The organism is Embleya sp. AB8 (assembly GCF_049739465.1).
In the GTDB taxonomy this organism is placed as follows: domain Bacteria; phylum Actinomycetota; class Actinomycetes; order Streptomycetales; family Streptomycetaceae; genus Embleya.
In genome coordinates this window covers 99,187-125,412 of the sequence record NZ_JBMHHY010000011.1, presented here as the reverse complement: position 1 = coordinate 125,412, position 26,226 = coordinate 99,187, and the positions used below count along the sequence as shown (strand labels likewise).

At 71.3% G+C, this 26,226-nt stretch carries 21 protein-coding genes and 1 pseudogene; 10 read left to right on the top strand and 12 right to left on the bottom strand.

What is annotated here, in order from left to right; genetic code table 11:
* Nucleotides 1-102: 102 nt before the first annotated feature.
* Nucleotides 103-1,788 carry a PucR family transcriptional regulator gene (locus ABIA38_RS17510; RefSeq protein WP_424639590.1) on the bottom strand — a complete coding sequence of 562 codons (1,686 nt, stop codon included), beginning with the start codon at nucleotides 1,786-1,788 and terminating at the stop codon, nucleotides 103-105.
* A 246-nt stretch (nucleotides 1,789-2,034) separates the two neighbouring features.
* Here ABIA38_RS17510 and ABIA38_RS17505 point away from each other — a divergent pair, with 246 nt between their 5' ends.
* A complete protein-coding gene (locus ABIA38_RS17505) occupies nucleotides 2,035-2,358 on the top strand; it encodes a hypothetical protein (protein WP_424639589.1) in 324 nt (107 codons plus the stop codon).
* A gap of 20 nt (nucleotides 2,359-2,378) precedes the next feature.
* Here ABIA38_RS17505 and ABIA38_RS17500 read toward each other — a convergent pair whose 3' ends face one another.
* Complete coding sequence (locus tag ABIA38_RS17500) at nucleotides 2,379-3,590, bottom strand: serine hydrolase domain-containing protein (protein WP_424639588.1); 1,212 nt, start codon at nucleotides 3,588-3,590, stop codon at nucleotides 2,379-2,381.
* Nucleotides 3,591-3,869: 279 nt separating this feature from the next.
* Between ABIA38_RS17500 and ABIA38_RS17495 the strand changes: the two genes are divergently transcribed.
* On the top strand, nucleotides 3,870-4,229 hold the full coding sequence (locus ABIA38_RS17495; protein ID WP_424639587.1) for a hypothetical protein: 360 nt from the start codon (nucleotides 3,870-3,872) through the stop codon (nucleotides 4,227-4,229).
* Nucleotides 4,230-4,371: 142 nt separating this feature from the next.
* On the opposite strand, the gene ABIA38_RS17490 is transcribed toward ABIA38_RS17495, so the two are convergent.
* Complete coding sequence (locus tag ABIA38_RS17490) at nucleotides 4,372-5,445, bottom strand: cytochrome P450 (protein WP_424639586.1); 1,074 nt, start codon at nucleotides 5,443-5,445, stop codon at nucleotides 4,372-4,374.
* An 891-nt stretch (nucleotides 5,446-6,336) separates the two neighbouring features.
* Here ABIA38_RS17490 and pucD point away from each other — a divergent pair.
* Together pucD and ABIA38_RS17480 are read left to right on the top strand one after the other, a co-directional pair.
* Nucleotides 6,337-8,667, top strand: a complete 2,331-nt coding sequence (gene pucD / locus ABIA38_RS17485; RefSeq protein WP_424639585.1) for a xanthine dehydrogenase subunit D — start codon at nucleotides 6,337-6,339, stop codon at nucleotides 8,665-8,667.
* Between the two features lie 72 nt (nucleotides 8,668-8,739).
* A complete protein-coding gene (locus tag ABIA38_RS17480; RefSeq protein WP_424639584.1) occupies nucleotides 8,740-9,246 on the top strand; it encodes a nucleoside deaminase in 507 nt (168 codons plus the stop codon).
* 349 nt (nucleotides 9,247-9,595) lie between these two features.
* Here ABIA38_RS17480 and ABIA38_RS17475 read toward each other — a convergent pair whose 3' ends face one another.
* The 3 genes from ABIA38_RS17475 to ABIA38_RS17465 form a co-directional block, all read right to left on the bottom strand.
* Nucleotides 9,596-12,175 carry an ABC transporter permease gene (locus tag ABIA38_RS17475; RefSeq protein WP_424639583.1) on the bottom strand — a complete coding sequence of 860 codons (2,580 nt, stop codon included), beginning with the start codon at nucleotides 12,173-12,175 and terminating at the stop codon, nucleotides 9,596-9,598.
* Complete coding sequence (locus ABIA38_RS17470; RefSeq protein WP_424639582.1) at nucleotides 12,163-12,963, bottom strand: ABC transporter ATP-binding protein; 801 nt, start codon at nucleotides 12,961-12,963, stop codon at nucleotides 12,163-12,165. Before ABIA38_RS17470 ends, ABIA38_RS17475 begins: the two co-directional genes overlap by 13 nt.
* A 235-nt stretch (nucleotides 12,964-13,198) precedes the next feature.
* Entirely contained in the window at nucleotides 13,199-13,828 is a 630-nt protein-coding gene (locus ABIA38_RS17465) for a helix-turn-helix domain-containing protein (protein ID WP_424639581.1), read from the bottom strand.
* A 92-nt stretch (nucleotides 13,829-13,920) separates the two neighbouring features.
* Here ABIA38_RS17465 and ABIA38_RS17460 point away from each other — a divergent pair, with 92 nt between their 5' ends.
* The 5 genes from ABIA38_RS17460 to ABIA38_RS17440 all read left to right on the top strand — a co-directional run bounded on the left by ABIA38_RS17460 (nucleotide 13,921) and on the right by ABIA38_RS17440 (nucleotide 18,717).
* Entirely contained in the window at nucleotides 13,921-14,940 is a 1,020-nt protein-coding gene (locus ABIA38_RS17460) for an NAD(P)/FAD-dependent oxidoreductase (RefSeq protein WP_424639580.1), read from the top strand.
* A gap of 41 nt (nucleotides 14,941-14,981) precedes the next feature.
* Nucleotides 14,982-15,323 (top strand): thioredoxin family protein, encoded by a 342-nt coding sequence (locus tag ABIA38_RS17455; RefSeq protein WP_424639579.1) that lies wholly within the window; start codon nucleotides 14,982-14,984, stop codon nucleotides 15,321-15,323.
* Between the two features lie 131 nt (nucleotides 15,324-15,454).
* The gene (locus ABIA38_RS17450; RefSeq protein ID WP_424639578.1) at nucleotides 15,455-17,074 is read left to right on the top strand and encodes a purple acid phosphatase family protein; all 1,620 of its coding nucleotides are present in this window, start codon (nucleotides 15,455-15,457) and stop codon (nucleotides 17,072-17,074) included.
* Between the two features lie 103 nt (nucleotides 17,075-17,177).
* Nucleotides 17,178-17,867 carry a hemerythrin domain-containing protein gene (locus ABIA38_RS17445; RefSeq protein ID WP_424639577.1) on the top strand — a complete coding sequence of 230 codons (690 nt, stop codon included), beginning with the start codon at nucleotides 17,178-17,180 and terminating at the stop codon, nucleotides 17,865-17,867.
* Nucleotides 17,868-17,994: 127 nt separating this feature from the next.
* Nucleotides 17,995-18,717 (top strand): hypothetical protein, encoded by a 723-nt coding sequence (locus ABIA38_RS17440; RefSeq protein WP_424639576.1) that lies wholly within the window; start codon nucleotides 17,995-17,997, stop codon nucleotides 18,715-18,717.
* Between the two features lie 77 nt (nucleotides 18,718-18,794).
* Here the strand turns inward: ABIA38_RS17440 and ABIA38_RS17435 are convergent.
* From ABIA38_RS17435 to ABIA38_RS17420, 4 genes and pseudogenes are all read right to left on the bottom strand, one after another.
* A pseudogene (locus ABIA38_RS17435) lies at nucleotides 18,795-19,628 on the bottom strand (ATP-binding cassette domain-containing protein); the annotation flags it as partial.
* A 158-nt stretch (nucleotides 19,629-19,786) separates the two neighbouring features.
* Complete coding sequence (locus ABIA38_RS17430) at nucleotides 19,787-20,872, bottom strand: MerR family transcriptional regulator (RefSeq protein ID WP_424639575.1); 1,086 nt, start codon at nucleotides 20,870-20,872, stop codon at nucleotides 19,787-19,789.
* Nucleotides 20,873-20,942: 70 nt separating this feature from the next.
* Nucleotides 20,943-21,827, bottom strand: a complete 885-nt coding sequence (locus tag ABIA38_RS17425; protein ID WP_424639574.1) for an SDR family oxidoreductase — start codon at nucleotides 21,825-21,827, stop codon at nucleotides 20,943-20,945.
* A 3-nt stretch (nucleotides 21,828-21,830) separates the two neighbouring features.
* Nucleotides 21,831-22,781 carry an EamA family transporter gene (locus ABIA38_RS17420; protein ID WP_424639573.1) on the bottom strand — a complete coding sequence of 317 codons (951 nt, stop codon included), beginning with the start codon at nucleotides 22,779-22,781 and terminating at the stop codon, nucleotides 21,831-21,833.
* Between the two features lie 114 nt (nucleotides 22,782-22,895).
* On the opposite strand from ABIA38_RS17420, the gene ABIA38_RS17415 reads away from it, so the two are divergent.
* A complete protein-coding gene (locus ABIA38_RS17415; RefSeq protein WP_424639572.1) occupies nucleotides 22,896-23,477 on the top strand; it encodes a MarR family winged helix-turn-helix transcriptional regulator in 582 nt (193 codons plus the stop codon).
* A gap of 72 nt (nucleotides 23,478-23,549) precedes the next feature.
* Here ABIA38_RS17415 and ABIA38_RS17410 read toward each other — a convergent pair whose 3' ends face one another.
* Both ABIA38_RS17410 and ABIA38_RS17405 read right to left on the bottom strand, forming a co-directional pair.
* Nucleotides 23,550-25,049 (bottom strand): carboxylesterase/lipase family protein, encoded by a 1,500-nt coding sequence (locus ABIA38_RS17410; protein WP_424639571.1) that lies wholly within the window; start codon nucleotides 25,047-25,049, stop codon nucleotides 23,550-23,552.
* A 21-nt stretch (nucleotides 25,050-25,070) separates the two neighbouring features.
* A complete protein-coding gene (locus ABIA38_RS17405; protein ID WP_424639570.1) occupies nucleotides 25,071-26,072 on the bottom strand; it encodes an MBL fold metallo-hydrolase in 1,002 nt (333 codons plus the stop codon).
* Nucleotides 26,073-26,226 lie beyond the last annotated feature (154 nt).

The window sequence follows — 26,226 nt, the reverse complement described above, 5'->3', positions numbered from 1 at the left end:
CGTCGGGTCGATTTGCCCAGTATCTCCCATTAGGCGCGACATTCGGCGGTGAAATCGCCGGTCGGTCCGACGAGGTTCGCGACGGTGGCTCGAGGACACGCCCTACGGCGCGGACCGGGTCGCGCCGGGTTCCGCGCTCGGCGCATCCCGGGTCGGCGCGCCGGACTGGGGGTTCATCAACCGCAGTTGCAACGTGATCGCGAACCGCGCCGCCGGGTCCTGGAGGTCGATCCGGCCGACCTCGGCCATCCGCCGCATCCGGTAGCGGAACGTGTTGGCGTGCACGAACATGCTCGCCGACGCGGAGGCTACGTCGCCGAAGGCGTCCAGCCAGGCCCGCAGCGTCTCGACCAGGTTGGTGTTGTGCTTGGTGTCGTAGGCGACCAGGCGGGCGAGCGGTCCGGCGAATTCGTCGCCGTTGGCCGCGGCGAGGTCGCGGATCTCCAGGAGCAGGGCGTCGATGTAGACGTCGGCGATCGCGGCGACCCGTCGATTCGCCTGGCCGCTCGACAGTACGCGCAGCGCGCGGTCCGCGTTCGTCCGCGAGCGGCGCAGCGCGGCGGGTTCGTGCGCGATCGAGCCGATGCCGATCAGCGCCTTGACCCGATCGCCGGTACGTTCCAGGAAGTTCGTGGCGATCTGTACCGCGCGCTCGCAGCCTGCGGTCGGGTCGCCCGGCGCGGGCAGGACGGCGTAGGCGATGTCGCCGAGGAGGGCGACGGCCGAGCGCGGTTGCACGGCGTTGAGGTGGATCGCGAACGCCGCGGTCAACCGTTGGTGTTCGGCGGTGAGTTGGGTGTGGTCCGCACCGGGCGCCGGGGCCAGGCCCAGGGCGAGGACCACCGTGGGCTCGCGCACCAGGCCCAGCCGGGCGAGCGCGTCGGCCGTACCGGGGCCACCCTCCAGCACGGTGGTGACCAGGTCCGCACGCAGCCGGTGCTCGGCGTCGGCGCCGGCCCGGTGGCGCAGCAGGTGGAGCGCCACCAGCTTCGACGCCTCGCGGAAGGCCTCGGTGCGTTCCGGGCTGAGCGGTTGTGCCACGGCGGCCCAGATCGAGCCGAGGATCTCGTCGCCGGCCCGGACCACGATCGCCACGCGCGCAAGCGCCGTCTCGCCCTCGTCGAGGGTCGCGGGGGCGATGAACACCGGCTCCCGGCTGCGGTACAACTCCTTGAAGACGCCGCGGCCTTCGAGGATGCGCAGGTATGCGTCGGGGACGCGGCGGGCCAGGATGGTGGCCACCCGGGAGGGGTCGGCCTCGTCCTGTCGGCCGGAGAAGGCGAGGATGTGCGAGCGCCGGTCCTCGATGGTGATCGGTGCGTCGAGGAGGGTGGCCACGGCGTTGGCGAGGGCGAACAGGTCGCCCGAGGGCACCCCGCCCAGGGTCTGCGTCCCGGCGTCACCGATGTCGCCTTCGGTGAGCAACGTGCGCAACATGGCCGCGAGTTGGGCCCAGGAGGCGCCCCGGGTCAGGGCAAACAGCGCCACCCCGGTCCGGGCGGCGATGCTCGCCACGTCCGGGTCGGGCTCGACGGGTCCGCGGACGATCAGCGCGGCGGCGTCGTGGCCGCCGAGGGTGTGCAGCAGCCGGCCGATCTCGGCGGGACCGTGTACGGCGGGGCCGAGCACCACGGCGTGCGGCGGGTAGTGCGGTTCGTCGTGCGGATCGTGGATGACCACGCCGCCGATCTCCTCGGCGGTGTCCGCGTCGCCGTGGATCAGGTCGAGGAGGGTGGGGCCGAAGTCCTCGAGTACCCGGCCCAGGCTGCGGCGGGGGTGGGTCGTCACGTGGGGGTCACCTCTGTGCGGCGGAACCGACTCGGTCCTCCCGAGTTCGTACGCGAGGGACCAGAATAGGCACAGGCGCGGCAACCCGGGTCGCGGTCTCGACGGCGACGGTCCGTCGGACCGCCGGGTGCCGCCGCCGATCGGATCTGTCGCCTATCGACGAGGAGTGTGTCGCCATGCGTTGGCGAATCCGGCCGCCCGCCCGGAGAGTCCGGGAGCCCGGGCGGCGGTTCCGAGAGGAACGAGATGTCGCGTACGGACCGGACCAAGCCGTTGTGGGTGCGCTCCGCCGAGCATGACCCCCGGCCGGTCCACGACCACCGCCACGGGGAGTGCGACCTGCCGCCGCGCCCGACGGGCGAGGAGCCGGACACCCGGTGCCGGTGGGCGCACCCCGGCCTGCTGCTGTTCGGCCACACCTGCTGCTCGGGCTGCACGGTGCGCTCGTGTGCCGGGGAACGCCGGGGGGCGGCCCGGGTCGCCAACCGCAAGGAGCGTTACGCCGCCCGTCGCGAGGCGCGTCGTGCGCGCTTCGCCGACCGGGTCGCCGTCGGGGCGGACGGCGACTGATCCGGCGGTCGCGCCGCCGCTCAGTGCGGCGCGGTCGAGGGGTTGAGCACGGCCTGGAGCAGGCGGCCGGACATCGCGGTGGGTCGGCCCCAGTCCAGGGTGGTGTTGGAGACCGAGAAGACGCCGCGGACGGAGAGGTCGCGGGTGGCGAAGACGCCGCTCGCGTACCCCTCGTCGTGGCCGCTCTTGCCCCACAACACCCGGCCGTCGGGCAGCGGGGTGGACATCAGGCCGGCGGCGTAGCAGGCCGGGCCGGGCTTGCCGGTGACGTTGCAGCCGGCGGGGTTGGTGTAGGGGACGACGTTGCCGGCGGCGTCCCGGGGCAGGGTGAACATCTCCTCCAGTTGGGCGGCGGGCAGCAGTCGGCCGCGGAACAGGGCGGTGATGAAGCGGTCCAGGTCGGCCGGGGTGGAGATGATGTTGGACGGGTCGCCGCCCTGCTCGCTGACGTCGACCAACTCGCCCTCGCCGTCGGTGAGATAGCCGTGCAGGTAGGGGCGCGGCATCCTCGGGTCGTCCTCGGGCACCGAGGTCTGGTTCAGCCGCAGCGGGTCCAGGATGCGGTCGGTGACCTCGTACTTCACCGAGTGTCCGGTGGTCTTCTCGATCAGTTTGCCGCCGATCCGGAAGCCGAGCGAGTTGTACTCCTGCCTGGTGCCGGGGGCGAAGTGCGGTCCGGGCCACGGGCGATCGGCCGGCCGCAGGGTGCCCTCGACGATCTGGTCGAAGGTGCGGTATCGGTAGCGGTCGGCGATCCGTTCGTCGACGGAGCGCGCGGGCGCGCCCTCGTCGACGTCCGGGAGGCCGCTGGTGTAGTTGATCAACTGCCGTACGGTGATCGGTTGGAAGGTGTCGGGCAGCAGGCCCGGCAGGTAGTCCTGGACGGTCCGGTCCAGGTCGAGCCGGCCCTCGGCGACCAGTTGCAGGATGACGGTCGTCTCGAAGGCCTTGGCGATGCTGCCGGCGTGGAAGTGGGCGTTCTTCGGGATCTGCCGGCCGGTCTTGGCGTCGACGGTGGAGCCCTGCCACAACCGGCCGGGCTCGCCGACCCGGGCGATCGCGCCGGCGGAGCCGTCGCCGGCCTGGGTCTCGATGGCGGCCTGTAGGGCGTCCGGGTCCAGTGCCGGGAAGGCGGGGGCGGCGGGGGCGGCCGTGCCGGAGGCCGCGGTGAGGGCCAGCAGGGCACCGCCGACCAGGCCCAGGGTCGCGATGCGGCGGACGAGCGAGTTCATTCGATTCTTCTCCGATGAGCGGTCGAGGGGTCGAGCGGTCGAGCGGTCGACGCAAGCGACGGTCGATGACCCGACCACCCTCCTCGGCCGACGCCCCGGCGGCTATCGGGAACAACCCTGAGCAACCCCCGGCGCTCCCCTGACGGAGCCTCAGGGGAACCCCGACGGAGCCCGAACGGCCTTGGTTACCGGGCGGTTTCAGGCACAGCCGAAACAGCCGGCCGACCCGCGAGGCGCCGAACATGCTGGTGTCCACACCCCAGGAGCGAAGGGATCCCGATGCTCACCACAACCCTGCGGCGCGCCGCATCCGCGGCCGTCGCAGTGGCCGCCGCGACCACCCTGTCCACCCTGACGGCCGCACCGGCACACGCGGACGTCCGCAGCAACTGCCGGGACACCATCTGCTTCGCGGCCGACATCTACGGCCGGAACGTCAAGGACGCCACGGTGTCGACCAACGACGGCCGCCCGGCGAGCCTGCACATCTTCGTCGCGGGCAGGGATTGGCGGAGCCCCGGTCCCGCGACGAGCTTCAGGACGAACATCAACGAGTCCTTCAGTTGGGGCGTCTGGGTCTGCGGCGAAGGCTGGTCCGCCGACGGCCACCTGATCGGCCGCTCCTGCGTCCAGATCTGACGCGCACACACCCACCCCCCGCGATATACCCAAACCCGGGTCGGTGACCACCCGCACCACCCTCGGACCAGGGCCGGGCCGCACCCCATCCGGGGAGGCGCCCGGCCCTGTCCATGCCCCCCGGACTCCCGGCAGGCCGATCTCACCCTCCGATCGGGCGGGTTCGGGTGATGTGGATTCGGGTGACGGTCAGGAGCGGGCCGAGCGGGATCGTGGTGGTGGTCTGGTGTGGGCTCACCGCCAGGGAGTCGGCGCGGATGCGGTCGAGGAGGTGTTCGGCCAGGGGCAGGATCAGGTGTCGGCCGCGGCAGCGTTCGGTGGCGTGCCCGAAGGGGAAGTAGCCCGGGTGGTTGTCCGGGTCCAGGTCGTGCCAGCGCTCGGGGTGGAAGTCGGCCGGGGCGGGCCACAGTTCGGGGTCGCGGTGGCTGAGCAGCGGGAGCACCAGCACGTCGTCGCCCGGCCCGATCCGGCGGTCCAGGGTCGGGAATTCGGGGGATGCCACGCGCATGATGTTCCACGACGGGGGCAGCAGGCGCAGCGTCTCGAGCAGGATGTGCCGGTTCGACGCGTCGGCGTCGAAGGGCGAGCCGAGCCACAGGGCATTGGCGACCAGCGCCGAGGCGCCCAGGCACACCGGCGCCGCGACCCGTCGGTAAAGGCCCAGCGCGTGGCGCCGGTTGGCGGGATCCGCGGCGGCCGACGCGGCGGTCAGCGTCGCCAGGTGGGACACCCCCGCGCGGGGAGTGCGCCCGACCGGGAATATCGCGCTCGTCCGAACCGCGGCCGGGACCAGCGCGGGGGGCGATTCGAGTCGACGATGAGTGAGCAGGCGAAGGCGCCGGGGATCCGCGCCGAATAGCAGCGCACGAAGCCGGGCATGGCCGACGCGCGGCCAACTCCCGGAAAGGTCGACCGAATCGGGGAGCGGATCGCGCAATGCGGCCCGGACGTCCCGCGAGACCGCCTGGAGCGCCTCGGTCGCCTCGGATCGTTCGATGGACCTTCCGTGCAGCGGCTTGAAAGTCGGCCGCTCGAATTCATGGGCGGGTCTGCTGCCGAGCAGTTTGTCGATCAGTTGCGGATCGGCGACCGCGACGGTATCGCCGTCCACCCGAAATACCCGCGCGCCGCCGTCGCGACGATCGCGCAGGAGTTCGTCGATCTGCGGCGCGAAGATCGTCACCCGGGCGCGTCCGGCCGTATCGGAACGACTCATCGATGCCCTCCACGTGACTCCACATGACGTGCGTCCCGCGCCCGGCGGGGCCGAGGTACGGCGGGCTCCACCGGACGCGGGTCCGGACGGTGTCGAGCCGACGCCACCGCGCCGGCTCGACGATCAACCGTTGCCCGAACGTGTGTGGATCAGCTGTACCAGACGTGCCAGGTCGCGGATTTCACGGTCTTCTCGGTCCGGAACCTCTTGGTGAACGCGTTCACGATCTTCGTCACGACAACCTCCTGGTGACTGCGAACGGGTCGGGGCGATAATCCACCGCTACGGAATCCGAAGGTCCGATTCTCGTCGCCAGGAAAGTGAATCGCCGACCGGAAAGAAACGTCAATGTGACGTGGATCACAGATCAACAATTCCACATATCCGCTCCCCCGGACCCGCCCATCCTTTTCCAGCCACCCTTTTATTGCCCCACTTCGCAAGTTACCCACCCGAAACATAAAACCGAAACACAAAAACAACCGTTTGCCGGCCCGGTTCACCGACCGGGCCGGCGGCGCGGCGTGCTCGCTCAGCCGGTGTGCAGGATTCGGAAACGATCGGGGTTCGCCGGATCCCGGTCGACGAGCTGCACCGGCGGCCAGGCCCATGCCATGCCGTGCCGTGCCGTGCCGTGCGAACGCAGCGCACCGGCCCTCGTAAGAGTCTACGAACAGATGGTCCCGGTCCGGCGACGCTTTCATGTCTTCCGCCCCTGACCGACCCCACTCGGTTGGCTGTGTACTCCTCACACGGGTGGCAACCACGACCGGCTGGAGCGCACATCCGGGATCAACCCTTCCCACGAGTTGCGGAGCATCGGCAAACCGCCTGCCGAGCAGGCGAATTCGACCCACTCCGTCCGACCGTCCAGACAGTGGAGGCTTCCCGATGGCCAATCAGACTTCCCCCGCCCGCACCCCGCAGGACCTCGACGAGTCGATCACCGGCGGGATCGGCGACAGTCCGCTGCGCCCGGACGGAACGCTCAAGGTACGCGGGGAGTACGCCTACTCCTCGGACCTGTGGGCCGAGGACATGCTCTGGGGCGCGACCCTGCGCAGCCCGCACCCCTACGCACGCATCGCCTCGATCGACATCGGCCCCGCCCTCGCGCACCCCGGCGTGTACTCCGTGCTGACCCACCGGGACGTCCCCGGCGAGAACATCTACGGCCTCAAGATCGCCGATACGCCGGTGCTCGCCGAGGACGTCGTGCGCTACCAGGGCGAACCGGTCGCCCTCGTCGCCGCCGATCACCCGGAGACGGCCCGGCGCGCGCTGGAGCGGATCGTGGTCGACTACCGGGTGCTCGACCCGATCACCGACCCGGAGCAGGCCGCGCACGACGACACGCTGCCCAGGTTGCACCCCGGGGGCAACGTGGTGCGCCATCAACCGATCATCCGGGGCGATCCGCAGGCCCGGGCCGACGTCGTGGTGTCCGACGTGTACACCCTGGGCATGCAGGACCAGGCGTTCCTCGGGCCGGAATCCGGCTTGGCCATCCCGGCCGAGGACGGTGGCGTCGACCTGTACCTCGCCACCCAGTGGCTGCACGTGGACCAGCGGCAGACGGCGCGGGCGCTCGGACTCCCGGTCGAGAAGGCGCGCTTCACCATGTCCGGTGTCGGCGGCGCCTTCGGTGGCCGCGAGGACCTGTCCATGCAGATCCACTCCTGCATGCTGGCGCTGCGCACCGGCCGGCCGGTGAAGATGGTCTACAACCGCGAGGAGTCCTTCCACGGCCACGTACACCGGCACCCGGCGAAGATGTACTACGAGCACGGTGCGACCAGGGACGGCAAGCTCGTCTACGTCCGGGCGAGGATGTACTTCGACGGCGGCGCGTACGCCTCGAAGACCCCGGTCGTGGTCGGCAACGCCACGTCGTTGGGCGTCGGGCCGTACCAGGTACCCAACGTCCGAATCGAGGGTTGGGGTCTGTACACGAACAACCCGCCGTGCGGCGCGATGCGTGGCCTGGGCGCCGTACAGCCCGCGTTCGCCTACGAGTTGCAGATGGACAAACTCGCCCGGGCGTTGGACATGGACCCGGTGCGGCTGCGCCGGCTCAACGCCATCGCCGAGGGCTCGACCATGCCCACCGGGCAGGTGCTGGACTATCCCGCGCCGGTCGACGAGCTGTTGGAACGGCTCGAAGGCATCCCGTTGCCCCCAGCGGATCGGGCCGAACCACCGGACATCCGGGGCCTGCCGGGTGGTCTGTCCAACACCACGCACGGCGAGGGGGTGGTGCGGGGCGTCGGCTACAGCGTGATCATCAAGAACATCTCCTACGCGGAAGGCGCCGACGACTACTCCACGGCGCGGGTGCGGCTACAGGTCATCGGCGGCGAACCGGTGGCGATGGTGCACACCGCGGCGGCCGAGGTCGGGCAGGGCCTGGTCACCGTGCAGCAGCAGATCGCCCGCAGCGAACTCGGCGTGGCGCGGGTGAACATCCACCCGAACGACACCAACGTCGGTGACGCGGGGTCGAGTTCGGCATCCCGACAGACCTACATCACCGGCGGTGCGGTCCGGAACGCGTGTGCGGCCGTCCGCGAGGTGCTCTTCGACCTGGCCGCCCGGCGGTTCGGCGAGAACCCCGCGGATCTGTCGCTCGCCGGCGGCAAGGTGGTGTCGGCGGCCGGCGGTGTGCTCGGCGATCTCGTCGACATACTCGGCGAGGACGTGATCGAGGAGACCAGGGAGTACCACCACCTGCGGACCTACGAAATGAACCCGGTGAACGGACAAAGCCCGCGGGTGCACGTGCAACACGCCTTCTCCGCACACCGGGCGGTGGTGGACGTGGACACCGAGTTGGGCCTGGTCAAGGTCGTCCGGCTGGACTGCGTGCAGGACGTCGGCAAGGCGATCAACCCGGACGCCGTCGTCGGCCAGATCCACGGTGGTTCCGCCCAGGGGCTCGGCCTTGCCGTGATGGAGGAGATCCAGGTACAGGATGGCCGGATCCGCAACCCGTCGTTCACCGACTACCTGATTCCGACCATCATGGACATGCCGCCGATGGTGGTGGACGTGATCGAACGGGCCGACCCGAACTCGCCGTACGGGGTACGTGGCGTCGGCGAACCGCCCACCATCTCCGCGACCCCGGCGATCGTGAACGCGATCCGCAACGCGACGGGTCTGAACCTCACCCACACCCCGGTTTCACCGGAACACATCTGCGGCGGCGTAGAGCCGCGATGACCCCAAGGCGGCGCCCGTGGGCCCGACTTGACGTCCGCGTCGTCTCCGAACCCTCTCCAAGGGGAGTAACCCATGATCGCGAACACCCAAGAAACGAACAACCTCCAGGAGCTCGAACGCGCCTGGATGCAACAGGCGATCAGGTTGGCCACGGACAGCGTGACGAACGGCGGCGGTCCCTTCGGCGCACTCGTCGCCAAGGCCGGCGAGATCGTCGCGATCGGGCACAACCGGGTCACCGCGACCCTGGACCCGACGGCGCACGCCGAGGTGAGCGCGATGCGGGCCGCCTGCAAGGAACTCGACACCTTCTCGCTCGACGGCTGCGTGCTGATCACCTCGTGCGAGCCGTGTCCGATGTGCCTGTCGTCCGCGCTGTGGGCACGCGTCGACCGGATCGTCTACGCGGCCGATCGACACGATGCCGCGGTGGCCGGTTTCGACGACCGCAAGTTCTACGACCTGTTCGAGCAAAAGCCCAGGTCGATGTGGCCGACGGCGGTCGGCCGACTGGACCTGCCGAACCGTACGGCACCGTTCGACGCATGGCTGGCCAAATCCGACCGTATCGACTACTGACCATCCGATTCAACATCGACCTCACCGTCGCGCACCCAGACCGCGAGGAGACCACCGTCAGCTCTCAGCTCTCCGGTCGACACCCATCGGCCTGGAAGCGGACGGGCAACCCCCGCCGGGTCGGCCACGGCGGGGGTTGCCCGAGTCCCGGCGTCACACGGTGAGCATCACGTTGATCGCGACGGCCACCACGACGAGGGCCAGGACGACCCAGGGCCAGAGCGGGCGTTCCTTCGGGGGCTGCCATTCGGGGCGGTCGTTCATCGGTACTTGCCTTTCTTCGGTGGGTGGATATCCGTGGGTGAATATCGATCGGTGGAATCGGTGGTACCGGTGCGCCGAGCGACCGTCAGCTGCGGGCCTTGATCGCGTCGATCGGGCGGTGGCGCAGGGTGATTCGGGCGGGGATGACCAGGGCGGCGACGCCGATCGTGGCGGCGGTGCCGATGATGGTCAGGTACAGGAGCGGCGGGGCCGCGGGGATCGCCGAGCCGGTCAGGCCGTAGGCGATCGTGGTCAGCGGCAGCAGGGGGACGAGGGTGCCGATGGCGATCGCCGTGCCGACCACGACCCCGGTTTCCACCGCCACCATGCGCAACACCTGGCGGCGGGTCGCGCCGACCAGGCGCAGCAGCGCGAACTCCCGTACCCGGCCGTTGATCGTGTCCACCAGGGTGTTGGTGACCGCGATCGCGAGATAGCCGAAGACCAGGACGAGTGGCAGCGCGCCGGTGAACAGCGCGAGGGTGAAGTGCGCCCGGCTCGCCGCGCCGTACCGGTCGCCGGAAGTGACCCGCACGTCGACATGCGCGGCGGCGATGCGATCCAGCGCCTTGCGTACCGTCTTGGCGTTCGCGCCCGGCGCCGTGCGGACCAGGACCCGTTCGGTGCTCCCGGCGGTGGTGTGCGCGGTGACCACGTCGTGCGGCAGCACGACGTCCCCGAAGCCCAGGCCGCGGTCGTACACGGCGACCACACGCGGGCGGATCGCCGTACCGTCGCCGAGCCGGATCGGGACCCGGTCGCCGACGCCGACGCGCAGTGTGCCGGCGGCGGTTCGGCCGAGCGCGACCGTGTCCTGGGTCAGCTGGTCCAGGTCACCGGAGCGGGTGCCCAGGTCGATCGTGTCGGTCAGCCGCGCGGGATCCAGGCCGAGGGCCGGGTAGTCGAACACCTGCGGGTCGCCCAGGAGCTTGACCGAGGCGTAGACCCGGGTCGTGGTGAGCCGGGTGACCGTACGCACGCCCGGGACCTTCCCGACCTGGTCGATCGCCGTCGCCGGAACTCCCGTGGCGCCGGCCGTGATCGCGTAGTCGGCCCGGATCCCGGCCTCGACGTCGCGCCCTCCCCCGGCGGCCATCGTCGCCGGGATGAACATCTGCACGCAGGAGAAGCCGACCGCCAGGAACAGCGGCCCGATCGCGGTCGCGAGGCGGCGCGAGCCCGCCAGCGCGTTGGCCGCCGCGAGGTAACCTTCCGCGCCGAGGAACCGGCGCAGCGGAATGGCGAGCAGCCGGGCCGCGACCCGCACGATGGACGGGCTGAGCACCACGGCGGCGACCACCATCAGCAGCCCGCCGGTGCCGGCGATCGCGACCGGCAGGATCCCGTCGAGAAACAGCGGCAGTGCGGCCCCGGCCGCGCCGATGACCAGGAGCGCGCCGCCGAGTACCGCTCGCCCGTAGCCGAGTCGGGCCTCCCCGTCGGCCGCTGCGGTCAGGGCCGCGACCGGCCGGACCCGGTTGGTCTCCCGGCGGCCGAACCACGCGGCGATCTGGGCCAGCAGCAGGCAGCCGGCGAAGGCGACCAGCGGGGGCAGTGGGCCGACGGTGAACGCGTAGTCCTGCGGGATCACGCCGACCCAGCCGAGTACTGCCTTGAGCGCGAACGCCAGTGGGATGCCCAGCGGTGCGCCGAGCGCGCCGGCGAGGGCCGATACGACGAGCGTCTCGCCGGCGACGATTCGGGCGATCTGGCGCGGGGTGGCCGCCACGGCCCGGAGCAGGGCGAATTCGCGGCGCCGGGCGTGCAGGCTCGCCGCCAGTGTGCTGGCCACGACCAGGATGGCGACCAGGACGGCGGCGGCGCCGAGGGCGCCCGCGAGTTCCTGGAGGTCGCCGCGGGCCCGGCGGACGTCGGGGAACTCGACCCGGCCCCGGTCGTCGCCGGTGTATACGACCGCACCGGTGCCGGCGAGCGCGCGTCGCAGTCGGGTGTCCAGGCCCGAAGCGGCCTTGCCGCCGTCCGCGACGACGCCGATCGCCTTGACCCGGCCGGGTGTCGGGCTCAGCCGCTCGGCCTGCGCGTCGGTGAAGAACAGGGCCGCCTCGCGCGGGAGTTCCGCGGTCGCGGCGGGGTGCACGATGCCCACGAGGCGGTACGGCGCGTCGCTCACGGATGTCGCGACCCGGATCGTGTCGCCCGGTTGCAGTCGGGCCCGGCGGGCGAATTCGGCGTCGACCGCCACCTCGTCGGCCCCGGTGGGGGCCCGGCCGACCCCGATCGTGAACGGCGTCAGCGCCGCCGAGGACCAGCCGTGGCCGAACGCGGGCCGCCCGTCCCGATCGGAGGCCAGGACGCCGTCCGGGCCGACGACGGTCGTCGCGAACGCCCGGTCGGCGACCACCGCCCGGACCCCGGGTACGGATCCGATGCGGTCGACGAGCGCCGCCGGCACGCCCGCTTCCTCGGTGGTCGGTTTGGTTCGGGTCTTGCCGCCGCCGGGGATGTCCCGGATGTCGATGTCGGTCTTCGCGCCGACGACCGCGCTCGTCCCGGCGTACCGCTGCGGCGCGACGCCGGCGGCAAGGCCGGAGCCGAGCACGATCCCGAACGCGGTGATCAGCGCACACGCGCCGAGCAGTGCGACGAACGGCGCGACCAGGCCGCCGGTGTGGGCGCGCAGGGTGCGGCGGATCAGGTACCACACGCGCGTCCCTCCCCGAGTCGGTTCATCCGCTCGGCGATCTCCTGCGCCGACGGGCCGAACGCCTCACCGGTGACCCGGCCGTCGGCCAGGAACACCACGCGGCTCGCGTAGGTCGCCGCCGCGGCGTCGTGGGTGACCATCACCACGGTCTGGCCGTGTGTGTCGACGACCTCCCGCAGCAGGGCGAGTACTTGCCGGCCGGTGTGCAGGTCGAGCGCGCCGGTGGGCTCGTCGGCGAAGACCACGTCGGGCCGGGTGATCAGTGCGCGGGCGATCGCGACGCGCTGTTGTTGGCCGCCGGACAGGTGCGCGGGTCGGGCGTCCAGGCGTCCGGTCAGGCCGACCCGGGCGGCCACCTCGCGTACCCACGCCGGGTCGATCGGCGCGGCGCCCAGGCGCAGCGGCAGGGTGATGTTGTCGGCCACGTTCAGCGCCGGGATCAGGTTGTACGCCTGGAAGACGAAGCCGACCCGCTCGCGGCGCAGTGCGGTGGCGGCGGCTTCGTCGAGGGCGCCGACCTCGACGTCGCCGATCCGAATCGAGCCGGAGGTGGGGCGGTCCAGGCCGGCCGCGCAGTGCAGCAGGGTGCTCTTGCCGGATCCGGAGGGGCCCATCACGGCGGTGAAGGTGCCGGTGCCGAAGCCGATGCTGGTCTCGTGCAGTGCGGTGACGGCGCCGCCGCCGGGGGTGGGGTAGGTCTTGGTGACCGCGTTCAGCGCGACGGCGTGCCGGGCGGTGCCGGGGTTCGGGTGGTCGAGGTGGGGTGTGGGATTGGGGTGGTGGTTCACGCGTACTCCGGGCATCGCGTCGTCGAGTCCGAGGGGTGACGGGCGGCGGGCCCGTCGGTCCTCTCGAATCTAGATTTCGCCACCGGGCGCGGCCCATCCCGCGCACGGGCGTCCCCGCACTCGCCCGGGCGGGTGCGCGGATGGTGGTGCCTGCACCACCACGGCGCGCCGGAATGACCCGGTCCCGGGCACGGTGGTACGCCGATGCGGCTCGCGCCGACACGGGTCGCGGGCCTCAGTCCGTGCGGTCGGCGTCCGTGCGGGTGTTGGGTCTGGCGCGGATGTGGATACGTTCGCCCTGGCGGCCGAAGAGGCTGAGGATTTCGACGGGGCCCTCGCCCGTGCTGCCGAACCAGTGCGGGATGCGGGTGTCGAACTCCGCGGCCTCGCCAGCGGTCAGGATCAGGTCGTGGCCGTGGTGTTGGTCGGGGCCGTGTTCGCCGAGGATCAGCCGCAGGCGGCCGGCCAGCACGTAGAGCCATTCGTAGCCCTCGTGGGTGCAGGTCTGCGGGGTGCTCTTGGCCGCGGGGACGATCTGTTTGAAGGCCTGGAGCGGGCCCGGGTAGCGGGTCAGCGGCAGCACCGTGCCGCCGTTGACCCGCCTGGGGGTGAGCCGCACGCGGGGGTCGCCGATCTCGGGTGCGCCGATGAGTTCGTCGAGCGGGACCTGGTGGGCCTGGGCGATGGGCAGCAGGAGTTCCAGGCTGGGGCGGCGTCCGCCCGATTCCAGGCGGGACAGGGTGCTCTTGGAGATCCCGGTCGCCTCGGCGAGGGCGGCGAGGGTGACGCCGCGTTCGGTGCGCACCCGCTTGAGGCGGGGGCCGACCTCGGCGAGGGTTCGGGTGATGTCGGGTGAGGACTCCATGACCACCATTTCACCGCACGCATCCCGGAAACGGCAACAAACGTTGCCGGCTCCGCATCGCGGATCGCAGGCTGCGGGCGGAGGTGATCGCAATGAGCGATGTGCACGACTTGGATACGAACGACACCGTGGCCCCCGCCGGCGACCACGTATACGACGTGGTCGTGATCGGTGCCGGAGCCGCCGGGCTCAATGCCGCGGTGGTCCTGGGTCGGGCCCGGCGTCGGGTGGCGGTGGTGGACGACGGCCGGCCGCGCAACGCGCCGGCCGCACACGTGCGGGGTTTCCTGTCCCGGGACGGGATGTCTCCGGCGGCCCTGCTGGCGGTGGGCCGGGCCGAGGCGGCCGAGTACGGGGCGGTGTTCGTCGACGGCCGGGTGGAGCACGTGGACTCGGGTTTCTTCGTCCGCCTGGTCGGCGGCCCGGTGTTGCGGGCTCGGCGCCTGCTGGTGACCACCGGGTTGCGCGACGAGTTGCCCGAGATCCCGGGCGTGCGGGAGCGGTGGGGGCGCGATGTGCTGCACTGCCCGTACTGCCACGCCCACGAGGTCCGCGACCGGCCGCTCGGGGTGCTCGGTACGCACCCGGGCGCCGTGCACCACGCCCTGCTGTTGCGCCAATGGTCGGACGACGTCGTCTTCTTCCCGCACGAGCTCGACCTGGCCTCGGCCGACCGCGAACGGCTCGCCGCGCGTGGGGTGCGGATCGCCGACGGCCCGGTCAAGCACCTGGTCGTGGACGACGACAGGTTGCGCGCGGTCGAGTTGGTCGAGGGCCATGTGGTGCCGCGCGCGGCGGTGTTCGTGTTCCCGCACCTGGTGCCGAACGACCGGCTGCTCGGCGATCTGGGCTGCGCGCGGGACGCCGACGGACGGGTGGTCACCGATCGCGCCGGGCGTACCGACGTGTTCGGCGTCTGGGCGGCCGGCAACGTCGTCGACCCGCGTGCCCAGGTGGTGACCGCCGCGGGCATGGGTTCCGCCGCCGCGATCGCGCTCAACCACGACCTGCTCGAGGAGGACGTCGAACGTGCCGTCGAGGAGTACCGCGCCGCCGACCCGGCAGCACGGCCCGTACCACGCCTGATCCCGGCCCACCCCGAATCCGCGTAGCAACCCCTCCCCCAACTCCCATCTCCCAAGGACAAGCCACCATGCCCCACTCCTCCGCAGGCTCGGTCGACAGCGTCACCGAGCGCACCTTCCCCACCCGCGTACTCCAGGCCACGAAACCCGTGCTGATCCAGTTCTGGGCGCCGTGGTGCGGACCGTGCATCAGGGTCACCCCGATCGTGGAACAACTGGCCGCCGAGCACGCCGACACCCTGGATGTGGTCAAGGTCCACGTCGACGAGGAACCGGAGTTGGCCATCCGCCACCGGATCACCTCGATCCCGGCCTTCGTGGTCTACGCCGACGGCGCGCCCGTACAGTCCTGGACCGGCGCCGCCCCCAAGTCCGTACTGGCCCACAACCTCGCCCCCTACCTGGGCTGATCGCGAGCGGTAGGGCCTGCCGTACCGATCCCCGGGTCTCGTTTCGACCCGGCTGGGGGTCGTGTGCGGCGGCCCTTCCTCGATACCGTGCGCGCGACCGACCGATATCCCGTGTGGCGAAAGGGAGTTCGATGGCGATCGCGCGCAGGTCCGTACTCAAGGGTTCCACCGCGGCGGGCGCCGCCCTGGTGGTCGCCCGCCCCGGCACCGCGTCCGCCGCGGCGACGCCGGCGGCGAGCCCGCTGCTGCTGTCGAGGCCGCATCGGCTCGGGGCGCCGAGTGTGACCGGGCTGCATCTGCAATTCGGTACGGACCCGGCGAGCGAGATGACCGTGTCGTGGCTCACCCCGCAGTCCGTGCGGCGTCCCCAGGTCCGGCTCGGCTCCCCGGACGGCGATCTCGGCCGAGTCGTGGACGCCGAGACGCGCACCTATCGGGACGGGCTGTCGAAGGAGGAGGTCTACGTCCATCACGCCCGGCTCGGCGGACTGCGGCCGGCGACCACCTACCTGTACACGGCCGGCCACGACGGCGCGACGCCGGAGACGGGGTCGTTCACGACCGCGCCGCGTGGTCGCGCCGCCTTCACGTTCACCAGTTTCGGCGACCAGGCGACCCCCAATCTCCGGCGGGCGATCAAGCTGCCGGACGGGGTTCCGTCGCCGACCGGCCGATTCCCGCTGTACACCAGCAGTCAGATCGGCACCGCCGCCTCGGCCGACATCGTGGCGGCGGTGGAGCGGGTGGGTCCGCTGTTCAATCTTGTCAACGGGGACCTGTGCTACGCGGCGGTCGGCGGCGCGTACGGGCAGAGTCGGGTCGCGACGTGGGCGGACTGGTTCATCAACAACAGCCGTTCGGCGCGCCTGCGCCCGTGGATGCCATGCGCGGGCAACCACGAGAACGAGAAGGACAACGGCCCCATCGGCACGTCCGGCTACCAGACCTACTTCACCCTGCCCGAGTCCGCCGCCTCCGCCGACCCCGAAACGCGGGGATTGTGGTACGCCTTCACCGTCGGCGCGGTCCGCTTCATCAGTCTGGCCAACGACGACGTGGCGATCCAGGACGCCGGTGACACCTATGTCCGCGGCTACTCGGGCGACGGGCAACGCCGCTGGCTGGCACGGGAGTTGCGCGCGGCGCGGGGGGATCGTGGGATCGACTGGATCGTGGTGTGCATGCACCAGCCGATGATCTCCAGCGCCAAGTCGGGCAGCGGCAGCGACCTGGGCGTACGCGCGGCCTGGGGGCCGCTGTTCGACACGTACGGGGTGGATCTGGTGGTCAGCGGCCACGAGCACCACTACGAGCGCTCGCACCCGGTTCGCGGCACGCTCCCCAACGACACCCGCACCCCGATCCCGGTCTCGACCCGCACCGATCCGATCGACACGGGCGCGGGCACCGTGCACATGATCATCGGCGGCGGCGGCAACTTCGCCACGTCCCAGGACGACCTGTTCGAGCAACCCCTGGGCCGAGTCATCGTCGACCTCCGCAGGGACTCGAACCTGGCCCCGCCCGGGCACCGCACCCCGATCTGGGTCACCGAGAACGCCCCCTGGGCCGCCGTCCAGGACCGCCACAACACCCACGGCTTCGCCGCCTTCGACGTCGACCCCGGCGACCCACGCGGCGGCCGCACCCGCATGCACGTCACCTACTACACCTTCGACGGCCCGCACGGCGACCTGACCCCGGTGGACACCTTCACCCTGGAACGCCCGCGCTCGGACTGCCGCCGCTGAGCGGGTCGCCGGCAACGACACCGCCACCTCCGGCCCCTTCGCCTCCGGCCCCTTGCAAGTCGACTGCAAGTGTGTTGCGAGCGGGGTTCGCAGACTCGGTGACATGAGTTCGAGCACCAATGCAGATGCAGATGCAGATGTCGTCGCCGCCCACCCCTACACCCGAGAAATGGTGATGATCCACCGGATCTTTCGCCGCGAGTCGCGCCTGACGGCCGAGTTGGTGCGGGAGGTCCGGCCGGGGGACGGTCGACGCGCGGCCGTGTTGGCCGGGGCCTGGGCGACCTACAGCTTCGGCGTACACCTGCATCACGCCGGCGAGGACGAGCTGATCTGGCCGTTGCTGATGGCCCGGGTCGACCTCGACGCCGAGCAGGTACTGCGGATGCAGCTCCAGCACGCGGAGTTGCACGCGAGCCTGGACCGGGTCGCCCGGCTGATGGACCGCTGGTCGGCGGATCCGGCGGAGGCCACGCGCGACGACCTGGCCCGGACGCTGGACGAGCACCACCGGATGTTGTGCGACCACCTGGACGAGGAGGAGCGCCAGGTGATGCCGCTGGTGATCGGGCACCTGACCGCGGACGAGTGGCGCGTGGTCGGTGAGCGCGGCCTGGCCGAGACGCCGCGCAACCGACGGCTGCTCGCGTTGGGCGCGATCCTGGAGGACGCCTCCCCCGACGAGCGCGCCGAGTTCCTCGGCCGCCTCCCGGCCCCGGCCCGGCTGGTGTGGCGCGTGGTGGGTCGTCGCCGGTACGCCCGCGAGGTGCGGCGGATCCGCGGGGTCGGCTGAACCCGACCGGCCCGCGCCCGCGCCCGCGCGTACGCCATGTCCCCACGAGCTCCGCCGACGCGCCGTTTCGGCAAGCCCACAGGCAAGAACACCACCATCACCACAAGTCGTTGGAGACACACACAGCATGCGTTCGATCCCCACCACCTCGTCCCGCCGCGCCCGGATCGCGATCACCATCGCGGTGATCGGCCTCGGGGCAACCTCCACCGCATGCCAGTTCTCGACGGGCGACGGCGACAAGGCGGGCAAGACCGCGTCGAACGGCATCGCACCGGCGGCGCCGGCCGCCCCGGCCGCCGACCCGACGCAGACGGCACCGCCGGCCGCACCGCAGCAGACCGCCGAGGCGCCGTCCGCGCCCGCGAAGACCGGCGGCAATGCGAACACCTCGGGCACCGGCGGCAGCGGCGACAGCGGCGGTGACAAGAAGGGCTACGGCCAGGTGTGCAGCGCCACCGACCTGACCTTCAAGACGTCGTTGCAGACTCAGGCCGGCGGCTACATCCTGATCGCCGCGACCGTCAAGTCCGGCATCACGTGCGCGATGCCCGGCGCGCTGCCGACCGTCACATTCGGCTCCAAGGGCATCCAGGCGAGCAACGCCGAACAGGTCGCCGGCGAGCAGATCACCCTCTCCGGCGGAGCCACGATCTACGCGGGCGTCAACCCGAAGACCACCAACAACGAGAGCGGTACACACTTCACGTCGATGGGTGTCGGCGTCGGCCGGAGCGACCCGAACCCGGCCTCGCTCACCGTCGCGGACGTCACCGTCGACAAGCCGATCGTGACCAACTGGCACACCAAGGCCGCCGACGCCGTCCCCGGCGACGGCACCGACGGGTAACGGGCAGGCCCGGCAGGGGAGTTCGAGCCTGGTTCGGGTCCGGCTCGGGTCCGGCTCGGGTCCGGCTCCGGTCCGGTTCAAGCCCCGACGTAGGCCGCCAGATGCTCCCCGGTGAGCGTGGCACGGGCGGCGCCCAGGTCGGCGGGGGTGCCCTCGAAGACGATCCGGCCGCCGTCGTGCCCGGCGCCGGGTCCGAGGTCGATGATCCAGTCGGCATGCGCCATGACCGCCTGATGGTGTTCGACGACGATGACCGACTTGCCGGCGTCCACGAGCCGGTCGAACAGGCCGAGCAACTGTTCGACGTCGGCGAGGTGGAGGCCGGCGGTCGGCTCGTCGAGAACGTAGACACCGCCCTTCTCGGCCATGTGGGTGGCCAACTTGAGCCGCTGCCGCTCACCGCCGGACAGGGTGGTGAGCGGCCGGCCCAGGCTCAGCTAGCCGAGCCCGACATCGGCGAGCCGGCCGAGGATGGTGTGTGCGGCCGGCGATTGGGGCAGGCGCCCGCGGAGTTGGCACTGAACAGCGCCGGCTTCACCCCGTTGGCCTTCGCGAACGCCTTGCGAATCGGCTCGAGCAGCCCGGTATACGTCGCCGGATTGCTCCGCCGCGACCCGCGGATCGCACCCTGGTCGACCGACACGACGCCCACGCCCACGCCCACAGCCCCTGAACCGTTGACCAGCGACCCGTGTACGAGTGAACTCTTGCCCGAGCCGGCCACCCCGGTCACCACCACGAGCACCCCGAGCGGGACATCCACGTCGACGTCCCGCAGATTGTGCGTGGTCACCCCCCCGGATCTGCAACACCCCATCGGCCGTCCGCACCTGCTCCTGCTCCTTCACGGCCGCCCGGTCGTCGAAGCGCCGCCCGGTGACCGTGCCACCCTTGCGCAACCCCTCGACGGTGATCGCACCACTCGCGTGCACCGAGGGGACATTGAACGAGTACGCGTTGGGCGACCCGATGTGCGGCCGGCCGAGTCGGCTGAACAGGATCCGCAACATCGCATTGACGTCGGCGAACCCGGTGTCTGCCCAGGCACGCTACGGCCCTGCTCTCGCGCCTACTGCCGTTGCTCCGTCACGTCGGCGACCACGCAGGTGATGTTGTCCGGGCCGCCGGCGCGGTTGGCCAGCGTCACGAGGCGGCGGACCGCGTATTCGGGGTCGGGGGTGCTGGACATCGCCTGGCACATGGTGTCGGTCGGTACGACCGTGGACAGGCCGTCGGAGCACAGCAGGTAGCGGTCTCCGCTTCGAACGTCGTGCAGACGGATGTCCGGAGCGACATCGGCACCGGCACCGCCGACCAACGCGCGCAGCAGCAACGATCGTTGGGGGTGGGTCGTGGCTTCCTCCGGGGTGATGCGTCCTTCGTCGAGCATCGACTGCACGAAAGTGTGGTCGTGGGTGATCCGGAAGAGCTCGCCGTCGCGCAGGAGGTAGGCCCGCGAGTCGCCGATGTGCACGAGAGCCAGTCGGGATCCGGTCCACACCATCGCGGTGAGCGTCGTGCCGACTTCGTGTGGCGAGGGTTCGGCGCCGGCGATGTCGCGTACCGCTCGATCGGCCTGCCGGATCGTGTCCTCGAGGATGTTGAGGAGATTGCCCGCCGGGATGCCGTCCGTGTCGAGACGCTTCAGCGTGTCGATGGCGGCGGCGCCGGCGGACGCGCCGGCCGTTCCGAAACCGTCCGCCACGGCGAGCAGGTGGGAACCGGCGTAGACCGCGTCCTGGTTGCTCTCCTGGACCAGCCCGGTGTCGGACAGCGCGGCGTAGCGGATGGCCAGGGGCGTGCCGGTGTCGGTCATGGTGGTGTCCTTTCGGCAGAGGTGGTCGACGAGGAAGGCGGCCAGGTCCCGTCGGGTCGCGGTGTCTGCCTCGAGTCGAGCCCAGAACGTGCGGACCTTCTGCGCTGCCGCCGGCCCATCCAGCTCGCACACGTCCCGGATGTGGGCGAGCGGCATGCCGATCCGGCGCAACCAGGCCACGAGTCGGGCTCGTTCCAGTTGCGCCGGGTCGTAGTACCGGTAGCCGGTCGTCGGGTCGACGCGGACGGGCCGCAACAGCCCGAGTTCGTCGTAGAGGCGCAACGCTTTCGGCGACAGTCGGGATGCTCTCGCGAACTCCCCGATGGTCATCGTCCCCATGCCCGTTCCTCCTCACGCCGGGCCCTCGGCCCGGTTCCCTCCGATGGTGTGGCTTCCCCCGGGGACAGGGTCAACCGGACCTGAACGCGGCGGCGTGGTCGCGGGCGAAGTCGCCTATGTCGCGCGGCGGGCGGCCGAGGAGTTCGGCGGCCGTTTCGGTGGTCAGGTTGTTGCTCCAGCCGGCGGCGTAGGCCCGGGCGTATTCCTCGAGCATGTCGACGATCCAGGCCGGGACGCCGTAGCCGAGCAGGGTGTTGCGTTTGGCTTCGTCGTCGACCGGCACGTAGGTGATGGGTCTGCCGAGGGCGCGGCTCATCCGCTCGGCCACCTCGTCGAAGGTCACCGCGCGTGGGCCGGTGAGGGTGTAGGTGCGGCCGTGGTGGTGGTCGGGGGTGTCCAGGAGTACGCGGGCGGCGCATTCGGCGATGTCGCGGGCGTCGATCATGCCGATCCGGGCCGAGGCCAGGTTGAGGGAGAACGTGTCGCCGGCGGCGATGTCGCCGGCCTCGTTCAGCAGGTTCTGCATGAACCAGTGCGGACGCAGGATCGTCCAGCGCAGGCCGGATTGTTCGGTCTCGCGGTCGGAGAGCGCATGCAGCCTGCCGCTGCGGTTCGGCGCGTCGTGTGCCGCGCCGACGACGGACAGGCGCACGATACGCTCGGCGCCGGCCTGGCGGGCGGCCCAGACCGCGTTCATGTTGTGCTCGGGCGCGCGTGGGCCGTTGGGGGTGAGCAGCCACACGTCCTGTACGCCGGCGAAGGCGGCCGGCAGCGACCGGGCGTCGTCGAGGTCGCCGACCACGACCTCGGCGCCGTAGGCACGCGGGCCGGCCGCGGTGGACTCGTCGCGGACCAGGGCGCGCAAGCGCACGTCGGCCCCTTGCAGTGCGTGCATCAGTGCGGTGGAGACGGTTCCGGTGGCTCCGGTGATCAGTACGGTGCGTGGCATGGTCATTGGTCATTCTCCCTTGGTGGTGCCGGCGGGGATGCGGAGCAGGTTGCGGGCGACCTCGGGGGTCAGTTGCGCGGCGGCGACGGCGGCCAGCGCGAGGGCGAAGCCGACGCCCTGCCATGGCGTCAGGGATTCGCCGAGGAACAGCCCGCCGAGGATGGTGGCGACCACGGGCGAGAGCAGGGACAGGAACGACACGGCGACCACGGGCAGTTTGCCGATGCCGTTGAACCAGACCAGGAAGGAGAGCAGCGCGCCCACCACGGACAACCACGCGTAGCCGCCGAGGGCGCGCAGGTCCAGTCCGGAGGGGAGTCCCTCGAACACGAGGGCGAGCGGGACGAGTACCAGGCCGCCGGCGGTGAGTTGCCAGCCGGCGATGGTCGCCGCGCCGACGCCCGCCGGGCGTCCCCAACGTTTGGTCAGTACGATCCCGCCGGCCATCACCCCGGCGGCGCCGATGCCGGCCAGGATGCCGAGCAGATCGAAGGTCAGCCCGCCGCGCAGCACGATCAATCCGACGCCCAGCACGCCGACCAGCCCCCAGCCGAGCCGCCATCGGGTGGGCTTCTCACCCAGCAGCAGGAACGCCAGGCCGACGACGAACAGCGGCTGGACGGCGGTGAGGGTCCCCGCGATGCCGCCCGGCAGGCGGTAGGCGGCGACGAAGAGCAGCGCGAACAGCGCGCCGATGTTGAGCGTGCCGAGCACCAACGAGCGCCACAGCCACTCGCCGTGCGGCAGCTTGCGCGTGACGGCGAGCAGGATCAGCCCCGCCGGCAGTGCGCGGATCACCCCGGACACCAGCGGGTAGCCGGCCGGGAGGAACTCGGTGGTGACCAGGTATGTGGTGCCCCAACTGATCGGCGCGGTCGCGGTCAGCGCGGTCAGTCCCAGGGTGCCGCCGGGCGGGGCGGTACCGCTGCCCGCCCGCGACCGGCTCAGGGCCTGCGTCATCAGAACTCCTTAACGTTGAACTGTTCAACGTTGGTGAATGTAGTCACCTGTTAGGATCAACGTCAAACAGTTTCACGTTGAGATGTTCTGCGATGCTCTGGAGGCGACGGACCCGTGGCGGACGAGGCGGACGTAGCGAACGTGGCGAACGTGGCGGACAACGTCGACTGGCGGATGGACCAGTGGCGGCGGGAGCGACCCGACATCGACCCCTCGCCGATGGGCGTGGTGGCCCGGATCCAACGCGCCTGCCGACTGCTCGAACGTGAGCTGCGCGACCAGTTCGCCACGCACGACCTACAGCTGTGGGAGTTCGACATCCTCGGGACGCTGCGCCGGTCCGGGCACCCCTATCAGCTCACCGCGAAGCAGCTGGTCGAGTCGGCGATGGTGACCTCCGGCGCGATCACCAACCGGATCGACCGGCTCGTCGCCCGGGAGTTGGTGACCCGCGAGGTCGACCCGCTCAACCGGCGCAGCGTGCTCATCACGCTGAACGACCGCGGCCGAGAGCTGATCGACGGCGTCGTCGTCGACCACGTCGACCTGGAGGCCAGGCTCCTCGCCAAGCTGAGCGGCGACGAGCGGGAGCAACTCGCCGGACTCCTCCGCAAGTTGCTCACCACTCTCGGCGACCACTCCCCCGGCAACCCACTGAGTCCGCAACCAGCCGGCCCGAAACCCCCCGGCCCGTAACCCACCAGTCCGTAACCCACCAGCCCGCCGCCCCACCAGAGAGCCGACTGCCACGACCGCACGCGGCCCGCGTCAGGCCCAGGCCCGGCGTTCCTCGCCGCGCGGGTCGTCGACCTCCGTCCACTCGGCGTCGATCCGCATCGTGGTCCGGCGCCGGTCGTCGTACGGCCGCCACCCCGGATCCCCGGTCCCGGCGAACCGGATCCACGTCTCGTGCATCCGCGCGGCGAGGTCGGCGGGCGGTTCGGTCGGGCCCAGGAGCGCGTTGGGGCCGCGCAGCCCGGGCAGTCGTACGAGGTCGAAGACGAACGGCACCTCCACCGCGTGCGCGGCCCCCAGCTCACCGTCCAAGGCGCCCGAGCGCCACGCGAACTCGTAGGCGAACGTGGCCGATTCGCGATGCGCGGCATGCGCGCCCGCCAGCGCCCAGGTGCCCGCCCCGAACAACGCGTCACCCATCACCGCCGACCGCAACTCGCCGAACGACGCCTCGGGCCGCGCCTTGCGATACGTCTCGACGAGCCGCCCCGGATCCGGGTGCGCCCGCGCCGCCGCCGCGTCCACGTCCCCGGCGGTCGACGTGGCGTATTGGCCAACCGGGGCCAGGTACAGGTTGCCCTCCTCGGTGTTGGTCCCGATCAGCAGGTCGACGTCCGCCCCGAGGCCGCCCGCGACGGCTTCGGCGGGCTGCGTGTCGAGCACCAGGCCGAACGGGCTCAGCCCGATCAGCGGGTCACGATGCGTCGCGGTACGCAGCTCGATGCCGCCCAACCGCGCGGCGGTCTCCACCAGGCGCTCGTCGGAGACCCCCGCGAAGCCGTCGAGATCGGGCGTGACGCCCAGCTCCTCGGCCGCCGCCCTGGTCACCCGCGCGGCCTGTGCGGTCGTGAACGCCCCCAGGCCGCTGCCACTTTGCACGATCGCCCGCCGAAACAACCCGCCCGCCTCGGCAGTTGCCAACACGCCGCCCACGATCGTCGCCCCGGCCGACTGCCCGAACAGCGTGACGTTGTCCGGATCACCGCCGAACGCACCGATGTTCGCCCGCACCCAGCGCAGCGCGGCGACGACGTCGAGCAGGCCGCGGTTGGCCGGCGCGCCCGGGATGTCCAGGAACCCCGCGATGCCGAGCCGATAGTTCACGGTGACCAGCACCACGCCGTCCCGCGCGAAGGCGGACCCGTCGTACAGCGTGGACCGCGTCGAACCGGCGACGAACCCGCCGCCGTGCACGAACACCATCACGGGCCGGCCGCCGGCCGCCGCCTCGGGCGTGCGGACGTCGACGGTCAGATAGTCGTCCCCGCGACTCCACCCGGCGCCGAAGTACGGCGACATGTCCATGCTGCCCAGCCGGCGCTCGCCCTGCGGCGCGTTGGGCCCCGGCTCGGTGCCGTCGCGTACGCCGGCCCAGGGCGCGTGCGGCCGCGGCGCCGCGAATCGGCCCGCGCCGAGGGGCGGCGCCGCGTACGGGATGTTCCGATACACCTCGATACCACCCCGGCGCAGGCCGCGGACCGCCCCCTGCGCGGTGGTCACGATGGGGTCGGGGTGGTGCTGGTCCGTCGTCACGGTCATACCTTTCGGCGGGCCTCAGCCCTGGTCGGCGGCGGCGGAGGAGGTGTCCGGGGTACGGGAGGTGTCCGGAGTACCCGAGGCATCCGAGGCATCCGAGGCATCCGAGGCGTCCGGGGTGAACGGGGTGAACGGCGCCCAGCCCTTGATCGCGAACTTGCCTCCCTCGCGCCCCACTTCGGCCGCGGCGTGGCCGCCCAGGTGCGCGGGAACCAGCAGGGCGTTGTGGTCGGCCGCCCAGCCCAACACCTTCCGCCGGGTGGCCCGGGAGGCCGCCGGATCCTCGCAGAAGCAGCTGTTGGCGTCCGGTTCGAGGATCTGTACCGGGCTGTGCAACATGTCGCCGACGAACACCGCCCGATCCGTTCCGGACGTGAGGGTCAGCACACTGGAGCCGGGGGTGTGCCCGGGCGCGGCGTCCAGGCGCAGGTCCGCGTCGATGTGGTGGCTGTCCTCCCACAACAAGGTTTGGCCGGCCTCGTGTACCGGGGCCACGCTGTCCTCGAAGACGTTCTGATTACCGCGACCGAACACCGACGGGTGGCCGTTCGCGGGATTCCAGAAATCGAAGTCGGCCTTCGCCATGAGATAGGTGGCATTGGGAAAGGTGGGCACCCAATTCCGCCCGTCCAAGCGGGTGTTCCAGCCGACGTGGTCGACGTGGAGATGCGTGTTGACCACGATGTCCACGTCCTCCGGGCGGACCCCGGCCCGGGCCAGGTTGGCCAGGAAATCGGTGTCGAGCCGGCTCCAGACCTGCGCGTACGGGCGTTCCTTGTGGTTGCCGACCCCGGTGTCGATCAGGATGGTCTTGCCCTCGCTGCGCAACAACCAGGTCTGGACCGCGGAATGCACGATATTGGTCTCGTAATCCAGGAAATGCGGCGACAGCCAGGATTCACCGGCTTCCCACACCTCCTTCGGGCTTTCCGGCACGAAGGCTTCGGGGGTAATCCCCACCGGGCCGTAGAATTCCCGGATGCGCGTGACGGTGACATTTCCGAGGACGATCTGATCCATGGCCGCCTGTCCTTGAGAAGAATTCGGAGAAGCAATTTCCTGAACGGTACGGGCGGCCCGCACCCGCGCGGTATCCGTCAGGTGACTGCACCCGCGCGGGCCCCGCCGGGCCTAATCTGGGCAGGACATCGCGAGACGGCGGCTCCGGACGAAT

What these genes read in the sequence shown, in the direction of transcription:
- ABIA38_RS17425 (WP_424639574.1), bottom strand. Translation starts at nt 21,827, where the DNA reads ATGACCATGCCACGCACCGTACTGATCACCGGAGCCACCGGAACCGTC.
- ABIA38_RS17430 (WP_424639575.1), bottom strand. Translation starts at nt 20,872, where the DNA reads ATGGGGACGATGACCATCGGGGAGTTCGCGAGAGCATCCCGACTGTCG.
- ABIA38_RS17440 (WP_424639576.1), top strand. Translation starts at nt 17,995, where the DNA reads ATGCGTTCGATCCCCACCACCTCGTCCCGCCGCGCCCGGATCGCGATC.
- ABIA38_RS17480 (WP_424639584.1), top strand. Translation starts at nt 8,740, where the DNA reads ATGATCGCGAACACCCAAGAAACGAACAACCTCCAGGAGCTCGAACGC.
- ABIA38_RS17455 (WP_424639579.1), top strand. Translation starts at nt 14,982, where the DNA reads ATGCCCCACTCCTCCGCAGGCTCGGTCGACAGCGTCACCGAGCGCACC.
- ABIA38_RS17445 (WP_424639577.1), top strand. Translation starts at nt 17,178, where the DNA reads ATGAGTTCGAGCACCAATGCAGATGCAGATGCAGATGTCGTCGCCGCC.
- ABIA38_RS17420 (WP_424639573.1), bottom strand. Translation starts at nt 22,781, where the DNA reads ATGACGCAGGCCCTGAGCCGGTCGCGGGCGGGCAGCGGTACCGCCCCG.
- ABIA38_RS17505 (WP_424639589.1), top strand. Translation starts at nt 2,035, where the DNA reads ATGTCGCGTACGGACCGGACCAAGCCGTTGTGGGTGCGCTCCGCCGAG.
- ABIA38_RS17450 (WP_424639578.1), top strand. Translation starts at nt 15,455, where the DNA reads ATGGCGATCGCGCGCAGGTCCGTACTCAAGGGTTCCACCGCGGCGGGC.
- ABIA38_RS17465 (WP_424639581.1), bottom strand. Translation starts at nt 13,828, where the DNA reads ATGGAGTCCTCACCCGACATCACCCGAACCCTCGCCGAGGTCGGCCCC.
- ABIA38_RS17500 (WP_424639588.1), bottom strand. Translation starts at nt 3,590, where the DNA reads ATGAACTCGCTCGTCCGCCGCATCGCGACCCTGGGCCTGGTCGGCGGT.
- ABIA38_RS17405 (WP_424639570.1), bottom strand. Translation starts at nt 26,072, where the DNA reads ATGGATCAGATCGTCCTCGGAAATGTCACCGTCACGCGCATCCGGGAA.
- ABIA38_RS17460 (WP_424639580.1), top strand. Translation starts at nt 13,921, where the DNA reads ATGAGCGATGTGCACGACTTGGATACGAACGACACCGTGGCCCCCGCC.
- ABIA38_RS17490 (WP_424639586.1), bottom strand. Translation starts at nt 5,445, where the DNA reads ATGAGTCGTTCCGATACGGCCGGACGCGCCCGGGTGACGATCTTCGCG.
- ABIA38_RS17495 (WP_424639587.1), top strand. Translation starts at nt 3,870, where the DNA reads ATGCTCACCACAACCCTGCGGCGCGCCGCATCCGCGGCCGTCGCAGTG.
- pucD (WP_424639585.1), top strand. Translation starts at nt 6,337, where the DNA reads ATGGCCAATCAGACTTCCCCCGCCCGCACCCCGCAGGACCTCGACGAG.